This is a genomic window from Pseudomonas sp. GW821-FHT01E10 (genome assembly GCF_059422365.1).
Genome location: NZ_JBWKWT010000008.1, coordinates 1 through 13,436 on the forward strand (window position 1 = coordinate 1; position 13,436 = coordinate 13,436).

A 13,436-nucleotide genomic window follows, 5' to 3' on the forward strand; every position below is an offset into this window, starting at 1 on the left:
CGTGGAACTGCAAGCCTCGACCCCACAGCTAAACGCGCCGCCCACTTTTGACTAGGTGGGGTTTATGGAGCGCTTACATCGAATTTCCAGCCCATGCGCTGTTTGAACGGTTGGAATTCGGCGAACGGTGCGTGGGAAACCGCGACCACGGCGACGTCGTGGTGGGCCAGGTGTTGGTTGCCGCCGTCGATGTGGTCGGAGAGGAACGAGCAGCCTGGGCAGCCTTCGTCCCAGCCAGCGGCGAACATGAAGTGGTAGACGATCAACTGGCTGCGGCCGCCGAACAGGTCGGTCAGGCTCAGTTCGCCGTTGGAGCCCTGAAAGCGGTAGGGTTTGTCGATTTTTACCCAGGGCAGGGCGCGGCGTTCGGCGCTGAGTTTGTCTCGTTCTTTGGTGAAGGCTTTTTCGTGGGCCAGGTGTTGTTTGCGGGCGGCGAGCCATTCTTCCCGGGACACGACCGGATGAGTCTGAATGTTCATGCTGATTTCTCCTGCTTGCTGTGGCGAAAGTCGATCCGCGCAGAGGGGTAAACCGTCTTACACAGCCTAGTCGTTTGGCCTGCGCTCAAATCGACAGGCCGCCGGTCGGTTGGGGGAAAGAACTCGGCTGAACGGCTGCACTCCCTGTCGGTCACAACCTATGAAGGCCATTTCACTCGTGGGCACTGGAGGTTGATCAGGATGACGACTTATAACTGGGATTTGATCGAGCATTTACTGCACGAAGTGCAGAACAGTGCTGGCCGCAGTTTCACTCCACGGCCTTATGCCGAGCAGTATGCGGCGGCGAAAGCCTCCGCGGGCGAGCCGTTCGAGAATCTGGATCGCCTGAAAACGATGGCCGGTGAGTACGAAAAAATACTGCTGTTGCGGGGGTATATCGAGCCTCGGCCGGAGGATCAGGGTGGCAATGGCGAGAATTACATATTGACACCCCGGGGCTCGAGTTTGTTGAGCCTGATCGACAGCAGCATCCCGGGAAATGAGCATCCGCGCCAGGTGCTGGATGAGCAGGAAGATGCGCTGGATGAATTGACGTTTGATGAAGTGGCGTCGAAGGCTCAGATTGCGTGAAGCTTGCAGCTTTAGAACCTATCCTCGTTGCGCCGCTTTCAGGCATTTCAAATCAGTGAAGTCCTTGCGCATGTCTTCAATCTTATGCAGCAACCGTTGACGCTGAAACGGCGTGCTCTCGGCCATCAAGTCCACCAGCAATGCCCGAGCCTGGGCTTCGGTGTTGGCATAGGCCACACGGTAAGCGGGGGTCCATAAACTCTCGCGATCAACCAGAAGTGTCTCGATTTGCTGTGGGAATTGCGGACTCTGACGTTGCGCGACCGCCGCGCTGAATTGCTGTTGCCAATGGACGCGGTTGGCAATCCATTCTTTGTTCTGATCCCCCAGGGCGCTCGACCAAGCCATCACCCGTTGCTGTTGGGTTGGGCTGAGTGGTCCGAGCCAGGCATTCAGGCGTTTTTCCATGCGCTTGCTTCGCTCTTTGATCTGTTGCTCTAGAGGTGGTTTGAGGTATTCCTCCTGGCGTTTGCGCAGGTCCTTGGCGAAAGCGTCGTTCATTTCCGCGACTTGCTTGTCATCCAGCCCTTGCAACAGTTCGATGGCCGATGGGGTAATTTCCCGGGCGGTTTCGGCGATGGCTTGTTTGGCTTCCTGGGTACGGGCTTGCAGCTCGGCGTCGGTGATCTGGTTTGTCTCGATCATGGTCTGTAAACGATTCAGCCAGTCGAGGTAACCGGGTAATTGTGTGGTGCAGTGCCAGCGCAGGTGTTCCTTGAGCCGCTCGTTCAACCAGTCTTTTTGCTGGCGGTTCATGTCCAGGTAGTCGCTGAGCGTCCAGGGAATGATCACATCGAGGTTGCGGTAAGCCAGGCCCACGCGGGTGCATGCGGCGACGGCGAGGCTGAGCGTGAGGATGACGGTGATCTGTTTCAACCAATGCGACATGGCAAGCCCTTGCGAAGACCTGGTTTTTTATTGGGTTCTTTTATGTGAACGCAGGACGAGCCTGGCAGTTCAGCCGATTAATAGAAGGCGCGTACAGCCTTGAGAGTGACCAGGCCGTCGCATTCGCTATTGTGGCCGGAATAGGCGGAGCAATCGCTGCCGCTCAGGCTTGAGTCACTGTAGATCAAGTCCAGGTCGATACCCATGAACGGCCGGGACAATTTCACCGACCAGTCGGTAAAACTGCCTACATATCCACCGTCAACGGATACCGGCGTATTGAGCTGGTGAGTGGTGTATTTCAGGCTGACCCCGATGCCGAACGGCTGATTGCCACTTAGGTCGGCGAACAGGGTGCTGTTCTGTTTGTCCGGGTCGTTGCTGAAGGCAGCGCCGAAGCGGCTGCCCAGCAGGGTCAGGCCGCCGAACAACTCCTGGCTGTCGAGGGTATCCACTTTGGGATAGCTGTAATGGATCATGCCCACTTCGTAGCCGAGGGAGTGATCGAAGGGCTGTTTAAAGCCCATGTAGGAATCGACTTCAAGGTTGCTCGAAGGACTAAGCCCCATGCTGGGGGACCATTGGCCCACGTAGAAGCCGCTGTCGTGGCTCAGGTCGAGGCCACCGTGGAACGAGCCGGTCGTCGAGGGTTTGACCAGCCCTTGGGCCATGCTGCGGCTGGGGGTGGTGGCGAGTTTGAGATCGAAATCGCCCAATTCGCGCTGGAAGACTTGCGCATGGGCGACGGAACACCACAACAGGCTGGCGAGCAGGAGAAAAAGGGGCTTGAGCATGCGTCACTCCATGAGCTGCGAGGAGCAGGTGGTGAAAACCTGCTGAAACGCTTGATCCAGACACGTGCAAGCATACCGGCGAATGTTCGGCATCGAGGGCCGTTCGTCGATTGTTGAAATATTGATTTGTTTTATGGGGTATTGCTGAAGGGTTCCAGTCCAAGCGCTTCGAAGCTCAAAGCGCTTTGGGACCAGTTAAAGCGGGGGAATTACTTTTTGCCCAGCGTGATCTGCTTGGACGGGCCGAACGTCTGGCCGCTGACGCCTTTGGCAATTTGCTGGATCTCGCCACCGGACTTGAGGAACGCAGCGATCTGATTGTTGATCGATTCGCTGGTTTCAACGGCTGGAGCTGGCTTTGCTTTGCTGTTGGATGCTTTTACACGCATGGCGGCCATTAACCTGTAGAAATTAACTTGGCCAGGCATCGTACAGGAAATACTTGACAATTGCTTGGTAAATATCCTCCCGAAATACACACGGCAGGTGCGCGAATAATCGCAAGTTATTATTTGGAATAGTCCCCTAAGCTGCTGTTTTAACTAAAAACCTCAGTGGGGAAATAGTGCTTTTCGGATGGGCTGGCCACCGTCCAGACCACCCGAACGGCCTGACGAGCGGCCAAACACGCCCGCCAAACCCAGGGAAATTAGGGCCTTGCGTGGATTTTCTCGCGCCACCGGGCCGGCCCGCCGAACGCCGCCCGCAAAACCGGGTAGAATGCCGCCCACGCAATGAGGGTATTGGACATGGCTTTAGTCGGGCGTTACAACAGTTTGCAAGTGGTTAAACACACTAACTTCGGTTTATATCTGGACGGTGGCGCGGATGGCGAAATCCTTCTGCCTAATCGTTATATTCCCAAAGATATTCCCAGCGAAGATGAAGATTGGCTCAACGTTTTTATTTATCTGGACAGCGATGACAAACTTATCGCCACCACCGAAAAGCCGAAAGTTCAGGTCGGTGAATTCGCCAGTTTGAAAGTCGTTGAAGTCAACAGCATCGGCGTGTTCCTGGATTGGGGGTTGCCGAAGGATCTGCTGCTGCCGTATTCCGAAGAAAAGCGCCAGATGACTGCCGGCGAGTATGTCGTGGTGCACGTCTACCTCGACAAACACACCCGGCGCATCACCGCGACGGCACGTCTGGACCGTTATCTGGACAAGACCCCGGCCAACTACACCCCGGGCCAGGAAGTTGATTTGCTGGTAGCCGAAGCGACCGATATGGGCTTCAAGGCAATCATCAACAACAAGCACTGGGGCTTGATCCACAAGAACGAAATCTTCAAGTTCATGCGCGCCGGTAAAGAAGAGAAGGGCTTTATCAAAGAAGTCCGTGCCGACGGCAAGATCAGCTTGAGCCTGCAGCCGGTGGGCGAAGCCGCTGCCACCAGTCTGAACTCGAAGATTCTCGCCAAGTTGCGCGACAACAACGGCACCCTGCCAGTCAGCGACAAGAGCGACCCGACACTGATCAGCAGTATGTTCGGCGTCAGCAAGGGCAACTTCAAAAAGGCCATCGGTGCGTTGTACAAGAACGGCCAGATCGTCATTCACGCTGATCGTATCGAACTCAGCTGACCTGCACCGGCCCCGGTAGGCGCTACCGCAGGTTGTGATCAAAAAAGGATCCAGCCTACGGTAGCCTTCTGCGTAGCAGTCACCCATCTCTTTGTATACATAACGCCCTGCACCGTTTGCAGGCGCGGACGCCCTGTTCATGGGCATTATCACCCCCTCTACGACTTGAAAGCTGTGCTCTGAACAGGGTTGGAAGCCAGATTTGTCACACCTTTAGATCGTATGGCACGCATTCTGCGTAGCAACTCGTATACAAACCATGCCGGCTCCCGTACGCAGTGTGGTTGCTGCATCAATCCCGGGGGCCGCGCCTGTACTTTCGAGGAGCCCCGCGATGACCGAACGATTGCCCAATGGCTACAGCCCGCGCCTGTATAACCAGGACCTGGGGCCACTGCCGCAGACATGGAATTGGTACAACATCTTTGCCTTCTGGATGAGCGACGTGCACAGCGTCGGCGGCTATGTGTTCGCCGCCAGCTTGTTTGCGCTTGGGCTGGCCAGTTGGCAGGTGTTGATTGCCTTGCTCGGCGGGATTTGCATCGTGCAGTTGATCGCCAACCTGGTGGCCAGGCCGAGTCAGCAAGCCGCGGTGCCTTACCCGGTGATCTGCCGACTGGCGTTCGGGGTGTTCGGGGCGAATATTCCTGCGGTTATTCGCGGCCTGATTGCGGTGGCCTGGTACGGGATTCAAACGTACCTGGCGTCCAGTGCACTCATCATCGTCGTGCTGCGGTTTTTTCCTTCGATGGCGACCTACGCCGAACCGCACTTTGCCGGTTTGTCCTACCTCGGCTGGTTCGGTTTCCTCAGCCTGTGGTTCGTCCAGGCGCTGGTGTTCTGGACCGGCATGGAGTCGATCCGCCGCTTCATCGACTGGGCCGGCCCCGTGGTGTACGGCGTGATGTTCCTGCTCGCCGGCTGGATCGTCTGGCAGGCCGGCTGGAGCAATATCAGCTTCACCCTGGCGGAAAAGTCCTTGTCTGGCTGGGAAGCCTTCGGCCAGGTGATCGTGGCAACGGCATTGGTGGTGTCGTACTTTTCCGGTCCGACCCTGAACTTCGGTGATTTCAGTCGCTACTGCCGCAGCATGAATGACGTGCGTCGCGGCAATTTCTGGGGGCTGCCGGTAAACTTTCTGGCGTTCTCGCTGGTGACCGTGGTGATCGTTTCCGGCACCTTGCCGGTGTTCGGTGAAATGCTTCACGACCCTATCGCCACCGTGGCGCGCATCGACAACAGCGTGGCGGTGCTGCTCGGCGCCTTTGCCTTTGTCACCGCGACCATCGGCATCAACATCGTCGCCAACTTCGTGTCCCCGGCGTTCGACTTCGCCAACGTCGCCCCAAGCAAAATCAGTTGGCGTGCGGGTGGCATGATCGCCGCCGTGGCATCAATCTTCATCACCCCGTGGAACCTGTTCAACAACCCCGAAGTGATCCACTACACCCTCGATGTGCTGGCGGCGTTCATCGGCCCGCTGTTCGGGATTCTGTTGGTGGATTACTACCTGATCAAAAAACAGAAGATCGACGTCGATGCGCTGTTCAATGACGGCCCGAGCGGGCGTTATTACTACAGCGGCGGGATCAACTGGACGGCGGTCAAGGCGTTGATTCCTGCCACCCTGATGGGCGTTGCGATCACTTTCATCCCGGTGTTGCAGCCGATGGCCAACTTCGCCTGGTTCACCGGCTGCTTCCTCGGCGGCGTCCTGTACTTCGCACTGGCCAGGCGCGAGCAGGCACAGCAATCGGCGGCGCTGGTCATCGCTGGATGACGTACGTGGCGATTTAAAGGTCTTTTGCAGACACCTTTTTCTGTCCATCTGGTTAATAATCGACAGCATAATTTTTCGCCCCGGCACCCTCTGTTCAGCAGGAAGGCCGGGGCTTTGCTTTTACTGTCGAGTCACTGCCATGGATTGTGTTGTCGAGGTGTTCCGGTGAGCGCCACCCGGCGTAGCGCCGATGGGTTTGCCCTGCAAGTGATGGTCGGGCTGTGCCTGATCTGGGGTGTGCAACAGGTGATGATCAAATGGGCGGCGTCCGACATCGCGCCGGTCATGCAGGCGGCGGGGCGGTCGGGTATTTCCGCGTTGCTTGTAGGATTATTGATCTGCTGGAAGGGCGGTTGGGATCAGGTCGGGACTACCTGGCGCGGCGGCTTGCTGGCCGGCGCGTTGTTTGGCCTGGAGTTCTTCTTCATTGCCGAAGGTCTGCAACTGACTACGGCGGCGCATATGTCGGTATTTCTCTACACCGCGCCGATCTTTACCGCGTTGGGCGTGCATTGGTTGCTGCCGAGTGAGCGTTTAAGACCGGTGCAGTGGCTGGGGATTTTTCTGGCGTTCATTGGCATTGCCATTGCGTTTGCCGGTGGTGTGTCCTGGGACAATCTTGACCACCGCATGTTGATGGGCGATGCCCTGGGTGTGCTGGCCGGCGCGTCGTGGGGCGCGACCACCGTGGTGGTGCGCGCCTCGCGCCTGTCGGAAGCGCCGGTGACCCTGACGCTGTTTTATCAACTGATCGTCGGCTTCGTCGGCCTGCTGCTGATTGCGATCCTCAGTGGTCAGGTCACCCATGTCAGCCTGACCACGGTGGCGGTGGCCAGCGTGCTGTTTCAGGGATTGGTGGTGTCGTTCTTCAGCTACCTGACGTGGTTCTGGCTACTGCGCCGTTACCTGGCGGCGAACCTCGCGGTGTTTTCGTTCATGACGCCGTTGTTCGGCGTCACGTTCGGCGTGGTGCTGCTGGGTGAAGAGCTGAGCCTGAACTTTGTGATCGGCGCGGTACTGGTTTTGCTCGGGATCACTTTTGTGAGCGCAGAGCAGTGGGTGCGCCGTCGTTTGCGCAAAGCACTTGGGCAACCCTGATCGGGCGCAGCAACAAGCCTGCGGCAATGATAAAACCGCCGCCGGCGATCACCAGCGCGGGTTGCAAGCCACCGCTGAAATGGCTGCTCAACGCGGCTAGCAACGGCCCGCTGAGCTGACCCACGGCGAAGCACGCGGTCAGCAGCCCGGCATTGCGCTGGGTGGCGTGGGGCGCCAGTTCCCGGGAGCGCTGCATCACCAGTTGCATGCAGGCCAGGAATGGCCCGCCACACAGGATCACCCCCAGCGCCAGTCCGGCGCCGCTGCCCAACAGGCAAGCAAACACACCGGCGGCCTGTAGCCACAGCGTTGCCATCAGCCAATTTCGAGTAGCGTTCGGGGAGTGCCGACGCAGGCTCACCAACACGACCCCGGTCGCCGCCGCCAGACCAAAGCACGGCCAGAACAGATCGGCTTGCCATTGCCCATGGAACTGCGCGCTGGCCATTTGTGAGAGGAAAGTGGCCGGGATGATGTAGCCCAGACCGTACAACCCATAGATTACCGGTAAGCGTCCGACGCCTTGGGCGGCCGACTTGGTGGCAAGCGGTATCACCGTTGAAGTGGCGGCCGGCTGCGGCAGGAACGGCAGAATCGCCAGCAGCATCACCAGCCCGACAGCGGCATACACCAACCACAAGGTCGCGGACGTTTGCCCCAGCAGGTTCGAGCCCAAGGCCAACAACCCTGTCAGAAAAATCCCCAGACCCGGTCCGGCAAACACCAAGGCGCCGAGTCGCGGACGACCGGCCGCCGCTGCCAGCGGTTGGCTCAACGCGGTAATCATCACCAGCACCCAGGCACTGGCCACGCCCGTGCCGAAACGCAGCGCCAGATGCGCCCAGAACCCGTTGGCCCAGAACGAGGCCAGGGTCAGCAATACACACAACCACAAACCGCCGAGCAGGCGCCTGCGAACCTGATCGGGGCGACGGGCGAACATCGCATCCACCGCGCCGGCGAAGTAACCAAGGTAGTTGGCGGCAGCAATCAGACCAGCGGCAGTCAGGTCGATCTGACCTTCGCTGAGCAAGTGCGGCAGTTGTGGGGTGAGGGCGAAACGCCCGATGCCCATGGCCATCATCAGGGCGACAAAGCTGGCGGTTAAGCGAATCAGCGGGGACATGGTCTGAGTTCCGTTTCGAGGATCAATGACCGTCAGGCTAGGACTGATTGACTTTCTTTAAAAATGAATAATAGTGAGAAACTTGTTCTGATTTGGAGAATGGCGTGGAATTCAGCCAATTGCGGATCTTCCAAGCGGTGGCGGAAGAGGGCTCCATTACGCGAGCCGCCGAACGCCTGCATCGCGTGCCCTCCAACCTGTCGACCCGGCTTAAACAGCTCGAAGAGCAACTGGGTGTCGAATTGTTCGTACGCGAGCGTCAGCGTTTGCAGTTATCACCTGCGGGAAAAGTCCTGCTGGACTACACCACCAAGCTGTTCGCCTTGCATGACGAAGCTCACGCGGCGGTGCAGGGCGGGCAACCGGCCGGGGATTTCGTACTGGGCACCATGTACAGCACCGCCGCGATTCACTTGCCAGAGCTGTTGGCGCGTTATCACCGCCGCTACCCGGCGGTGAACCTGCAAGTGCAGTCGGGCCCCAGCGGTGAACTGCTCGAAGGGTTGCTCACCGGGCGCCTCGATGCGGCGCTGGTGGACGGCCCGCTGGAACTGGCCGGGCTCGACGGCGTGCCGTTGTGCGACGAACGGCTGGTGTTGATCAGCGAGGCCGATCATCCGCCGGTGCGCAGTGCGCTGGATGTCGAAGGGCGTTCGGTGTTCACGTTTCGCCAGGGCTGCTCCTACCGGATGCGCCTGGAAGCCTGGTTTGCCCATGACCATGCGGCTATGGGCCGAGCCATGGAGATCGAGTCTTATCCGGGAATGCTGGCCTGCGTGATTGCCGGCTCTGGCGTGGCGCTGATGTCGGAGTCGATGCTCGCCAGTCTGCCGGGGCGTGAAAGCGTGGCGGTGCACCCGTTGGCCGAGCCGTTTGCCAGCGCGACCACCTGGCTGATGTGGCGCAAAGGCATGGTCGGGGCCAACCTGAATGCATGGATCGAGCAGCAGCAGGCGGTGTATCCGTCGACCATGGTCCAGGCCCAGTCAATTTCTTGAACTAACGTCCAAGGATTTGGATCAATTCAGTAACAGATCATTGCGATCTTGAGCGAGCATTGCGTAGGACTTCGGACTATTATCAGTGCGAAGGGGCTACAGAACTTCGGCCGCTCGGCACGACCCTGAAGGGGGGCATCATGAAAGAGAAAATCCAAAACTGGCTGCATGACCTGGGTGTCGCACTCGGTTTGATTGAACCGCCTCTGCAACCGGTGCCAATTCGCACTGATGACGAACAACGTCGCCGCCAGCAGCGCCGTCGGTAAGTCTGGCAAATCACCTGTGGCGAGGGAGCTTGCTCCCGCTGGGGCGCGCAGCGGCCCCATTCATCGCCACTCAGGTGGGTCAGCTTGAGCGCGAGTGCAGCTTGCGATTGCTGCGCAATCGAGCGGGAGCAAGCTCCCTCGCCACAGAGGTTCGTTCGGCCCATCGGATGTATTTAGCAATCCGTTTCAATACCGCCCAATCTCAATCAAAAACCGGGTCAAGTCATTCGCCGTCCTGGCAGTCTTGAGAATCCGGTCTTCTTCGGCGGTAAACGCCGTCAACCCCAACTGATCCTCCAGGCGGAAGATCAGCTCTTCAATATCCTCTTTGTCCAAGCCCAACTGCATCAGGTTGGTGTTGTCGTCGAAGTCATCCTGGTTTTCCAGCAGGCGGCGGATGCGACGATGCACGGCGGCACGAACGGCGGCTCTTGTCATGAGGTCCTTCTTCGAGAACGTTATGAGGTCCCTGACGCTGAGTACAGCAGGCTTCAGGCGTGTCGGCGCTGCCACTCGTCAATCATCGAGCGCAGATACTCTCCGGAAGGCTACCGAAATGCGTTCGATCTTGAACCACTGATCGCGGCTGACGATCTTCATGGGCAAATTCCTTCAGGCGAAAAAAAACGGGTGTGGCAACCGACGCCACACCCGCCGAAGAAAGCATCAGGTCGTTATAGAAGTCTTAGGCAGCGCTCGCCACTACGGCCGGGCGACGGGACAGAAGGCTGACCACCACGAAACTCACCAGGCCCACGCCGAGGCTGTAGTAGATCGGAGTATTGGCGTCCATACCGTCCTTGATCATGAACAGCAGCGCAGTGGCAAAGCCCAGGCCCATGCTGGCGATGGCGCCGGCGGTGTTTGCGCGTTTCCAGAAGATCGCGCCGATCAGCGGGATCAGCATGCCGCCCACCAACAGGTTGTAAGCCAGGGTCAGCGCGCTGATCACGTCATGTACGACCAGAGCGATGCCGAGTACGACGATGCCGGTCAACAGAGTGAACAGGCGGTTCATGCCCAGGCTCGACTGTTTGCCTCCACGCAGTTTCGGCAGCAGGTCTTCGGTCAGTGTGGTGGCAGCGGCGAGCAGGCCGGCGCTGGCGGTGGACATCATGGCCGCCAGGGCCGCGGCGATCACCAGACCGCGGATACCGTCCGGCAGGGACAGTTTGACGATGGCGGCGAAAGCGTTGTTGACGTTGTCCAGGTCCGGGATCAGCACGTGAGCGGCCATGCCGATCAGGGCGCAGGCCAGGCCGTAAAGGATGCAGTAGAAGCCTGCGAAGGTACCGGCGACCTGAGCCACTTTGGCGCTCTTGACGGTGAACACACGCTGCCAGATGTCTTGGCCGATCAGGATCCCGAAGAAGTAGATCATGAAGTAGGTGATGATGGTGTCCCAGCCAATCGTGGTGAAGCTGAAGGCAGTGGCCGGCAGTTTCAACACCAATTCATCCCAGCCGCCAACGCGGTACAGGCAGATCGGCAACAGGATGAACATCAGGCCCACGGTCTTGATCACGAACTGGACGATGTCGGTCAAGGTCAGGGACCACATGCCGCCGATGGCCGAGTAGATCACCACCACGCCACCGCCGAGCAATACCGAGACCCAGAACGGCAGGCCGAACAGCACTTGCAGCACGGTGCCGATTGCCAGGATCGAAACTACGCCGATCATCAGCGCATACGCCAGCATGATCACCGCGCTCGCGGAGCGGGCCATCGGGTTGTAGCGTTTTTCCAGCACTTGGGTAACGGTGTAGATTTTCAGTTTCAGCAGCGGTTTGGCGAGGAACAGGTTCAGCGCCACGATCCCGCAGCCGAGTGCCGCGCACAGCCAGAAACCGGAGATGCCATGGACGTAGCCCAGGCGCACGGTGCCGACGGTGGACGCGCCGCCCAGAACGGTGGCGGCCATGGTGCCCATGTACATGCTCGGGCCGAGGTTGCGACCGGCGACCAAAAAGTCTTCGTTGGTCTTGGCCTTGCGCATGCCGTAATAGCCGAGCATCAGCATCGCGGCGGCGTAGATGAGTACGACGAATAAATCCAAAGCCATGATGGCGTGTCTCCGATTGTCTTTTTTATGGTGAGGCTGAATAGCAATATGGCCATGAGACCGCTTTTTGTGGCGAGGGAGCTTGCTCCCGCTGGGCTGCGAAGCATCCCCAAATCCTGCAACCAGGTTTCTTCTGGAGAACGCCATTAACCTGTTTTGCGACTGCTGCGCAGTCGAGCGGGAGCAAGCTCCCTCGCCACGGAAGTTCTGTTGACCACCGTGTTGAATCAGGCGGCTTGTCGCATCGCCGGTTTACCGAGCGAATCCGTGCCCTTGCTGCGTGCATCGTTGGGGCCGAACACCGTGGCCGATTCCGGGAACAGGCTCAGCAGCGTCAGGTACACCAGCGAAGCCAGGCCGAGGGTTACCGGCAGGCTGATGTCGATCCCGCCGGCCAGATTGCCGAGCGGCCCGACAAACTGCCCCGGCAGGTTCACGAAGCACAAACCGACCGCGGCACTCGGGATCCAGGCGCCCAGACCACGCCAGTTCCAGCCGTGGGTGAACCAGTAGCGGCCACCTTTTTCGCCACGGGTGAACACTTGCAGGTCATCCGGGCAGTAAAAGCCGCGACGCACCAGCAGGCCGATGATCATGATCACCATCCATGGGGTGGTGCAGGTGATGATCAGCACGGCGAAGGTCGACACGCTCTGCACCAGGTTCGCTGCAAAGCGCCCGATGAAGATGAAGGCAATCGACATCACGCCGATCAGCAGCGTCGCTTTAACCCGCGACAGGACCCGTGGAAACACACTGGACATGTCCAGCCCGGTGCCATACAGCGACGTGGTGCCGGTGGACATGCCGCCAATCACCGCAATCAGGCACACCGGCAGGAAGAACCAGCTCGGCGATACCGCCAGCAGGCCGCCGACGTAGTTGTTGGCCGCGATGTAGTCCGGTGCCTTGATCGCTACGATGGTGGCGGTGGCCAGGCCGAACAGGAACGGGATGAAGGTCGCGATCTGCGAGATCACCACGGCAGCCATGATCCGGCGCTTGGAGGTGTCACGCGGGATGTAGCGCGACCAGTCGCCGAGGAACGCCCCGAAGGAAATCGGGTTACTCATCGCCACCAGCGCAGCGCCGATGAAAGCCGCCCAGAAACCCGGTTGACCGAGGCTGACGCTGCCGGCGTAGTTCACATCGAAAGGACCGGCGAAGGCGAAGACGCCCAGCAGAAACAGCAGGCTGGCGCTCCACACGGCGATCTTGTTGACCCACAGCAGGAAGCGGAAGCCGTAGATGCACACCGTCAGCACCAGGATCGCGAACAGACCGTAGGCCAGGCCCAGGGTCAGGTCGGTTTCCGGCAGGCCGATCAGGCGTTTCGCACCACCGATCAACGCATCACCCGAACTCCATACCGAGAGCGAGAAGAAGGCGATAGCGGTCAACAGCGACAGGAACGAACCGACGATCCGCCCGTGCACGCCGAAGTGCGCACCGGACGACACGGCGTTGTTGGTGCCATTGAGTGGACCGAACAGGCCCATCGGCGCGAGGATCAGCGAGCCCAGCAACACGCCCAGCACAATCGCCCAGACGCCCGCCTGAAAAGACAGGCCGAACAGTACCGGGAAACTGCCGAGCACGGCGGTGGCGAAGGTGTTGGAACCGCCGAAGATCATCCGGAACAAGTCCGTCGGGCCTGCGGTGCGTTCGTTGTCCGGGATCTGCTCGACCCCGTAGGTTTCAATTTGCGTAAGGCTTTGGTCTTTGTTGTTGTTATTCATGATCTGCTCCGATCATAAAG

The 13,436-nt window shown here is 59.2% G+C and carries 13 protein-coding genes and 1 pseudogene; 6 read left to right on the plus strand and 8 right to left on the minus strand.

What is annotated here, in order from left to right; all coding sequences use genetic code 11:
• Positions 1–77: 77 nt before the first annotated feature.
• Positions 78–479, minus strand: a pseudogene (locus AC07V0_RS15845) (DUF899 family protein); the annotation flags it as partial.
• Positions 480–680: 201 nt separating this feature from the next.
• Between AC07V0_RS15845 and AC07V0_RS15850 the strand changes: the two are divergent.
• Positions 681–1,073: a hypothetical protein gene (locus AC07V0_RS15850; protein WP_018929896.1), complete on the plus strand. Its 393-nt coding sequence runs from the start codon at positions 681–683 to the stop codon at positions 1,071–1,073.
• An 18-nt stretch (positions 1,074–1,091) separates the two neighbouring features.
• Here the strand turns inward: AC07V0_RS15850 and AC07V0_RS15855 are convergent, their stop codons facing one another.
• The 3 genes from AC07V0_RS15855 to AC07V0_RS15865 all read right to left on the minus strand — a co-directional run bounded on the left by AC07V0_RS15855 (position 1,092) and on the right by AC07V0_RS15865 (position 3,153).
• Positions 1,092–1,961, minus strand: a complete 870-nt coding sequence (locus AC07V0_RS15855; RefSeq protein WP_310398352.1) for a DUF6279 family lipoprotein — start codon at positions 1,959–1,961, stop codon at positions 1,092–1,094.
• A gap of 77 nt (positions 1,962–2,038) precedes the next feature.
• Positions 2,039–2,755: a TorF family putative porin gene (locus tag AC07V0_RS15860; protein WP_086946453.1), complete on the minus strand. Its 717-nt coding sequence runs from the start codon at positions 2,753–2,755 to the stop codon at positions 2,039–2,041.
• Between the two features lie 209 nt (positions 2,756–2,964).
• Entirely contained in the window at positions 2,965–3,153 is a 189-nt protein-coding gene (locus AC07V0_RS15865) for a PFL_1563 family small protein (RefSeq protein ID WP_017337097.1), read from the minus strand.
• 351 nt (positions 3,154–3,504) lie between these two features.
• Here AC07V0_RS15865 and AC07V0_RS15870 point away from each other — a divergent pair, with 351 nt between their 5' ends.
• The 3 genes from AC07V0_RS15870 (at position 3,505) to AC07V0_RS15880 (ending at position 7,219) form a co-directional block, all read left to right on the plus strand.
• Complete coding sequence (locus AC07V0_RS15870) at positions 3,505–4,341, plus strand: CvfB family protein (RefSeq protein WP_007942143.1); 837 nt, start codon at positions 3,505–3,507, stop codon at positions 4,339–4,341.
• Positions 4,342–4,675: 334 nt separating this feature from the next.
• Entirely contained in the window at positions 4,676–6,121 is a 1,446-nt protein-coding gene (locus tag AC07V0_RS15875; RefSeq protein ID WP_086946452.1) for an NCS1 family nucleobase:cation symporter-1, read from the plus strand.
• A gap of 165 nt (positions 6,122–6,286) precedes the next feature.
• Entirely contained in the window at positions 6,287–7,219 is a 933-nt protein-coding gene (locus AC07V0_RS15880; protein WP_064619614.1) for a DMT family transporter, read from the plus strand.
• Here the strand turns inward: AC07V0_RS15880 and AC07V0_RS15885 are convergent.
• A complete protein-coding gene (locus AC07V0_RS15885; RefSeq protein ID WP_086946451.1) occupies positions 7,155–8,345 on the minus strand; it encodes an MFS transporter in 1,191 nt (396 codons plus the stop codon). The genes AC07V0_RS15880 and AC07V0_RS15885 overlap by 65 nt on opposite strands.
• 104 nt (positions 8,346–8,449) lie before the next feature.
• Here AC07V0_RS15885 and ptrR point away from each other — a divergent pair, with 104 nt between their 5' ends.
• Both ptrR and AC07V0_RS15895 read left to right on the plus strand, forming a co-directional pair.
• Complete coding sequence (gene ptrR, locus AC07V0_RS15890; RefSeq protein WP_086946450.1) at positions 8,450–9,343, plus strand: putrescine utilization regulator PtrR; 894 nt, start codon at positions 8,450–8,452, stop codon at positions 9,341–9,343.
• A 140-nt stretch (positions 9,344–9,483) separates the two neighbouring features.
• A complete protein-coding gene (locus AC07V0_RS15895) occupies positions 9,484–9,612 on the plus strand; it encodes a PA1414 family protein (RefSeq protein ID WP_007914492.1) in 129 nt (42 codons plus the stop codon).
• A 186-nt stretch (positions 9,613–9,798) separates the two neighbouring features.
• On the opposite strand, the gene AC07V0_RS15900 is transcribed toward AC07V0_RS15895, so the two are convergent.
• The 3 genes from AC07V0_RS15900 to AC07V0_RS15910 all read right to left on the minus strand — a co-directional run bounded on the left by AC07V0_RS15900 (position 9,799) and on the right by AC07V0_RS15910 (position 13,416).
• On the minus strand, positions 9,799–10,050 hold the full coding sequence (locus AC07V0_RS15900; RefSeq protein ID WP_026345692.1) for a phosphopantetheine-containing protein: 252 nt from the start codon (positions 10,048–10,050) through the stop codon (positions 9,799–9,801).
• A 247-nt stretch (positions 10,051–10,297) separates the two neighbouring features.
• On the minus strand, positions 10,298–11,677 hold the full coding sequence (locus tag AC07V0_RS15905; RefSeq protein ID WP_018929904.1) for a sodium:solute symporter family protein: 1,380 nt from the start codon (positions 11,675–11,677) through the stop codon (positions 10,298–10,300).
• 227 nt (positions 11,678–11,904) lie between these two features.
• Positions 11,905–13,416 carry a purine-cytosine permease family protein gene (locus tag AC07V0_RS15910; RefSeq protein WP_064619606.1) on the minus strand — a complete coding sequence of 504 codons (1,512 nt, stop codon included), beginning with the start codon at positions 13,414–13,416 and terminating at the stop codon, positions 11,905–11,907.
• Positions 13,417–13,436: the final 20 nt, after the last annotated feature.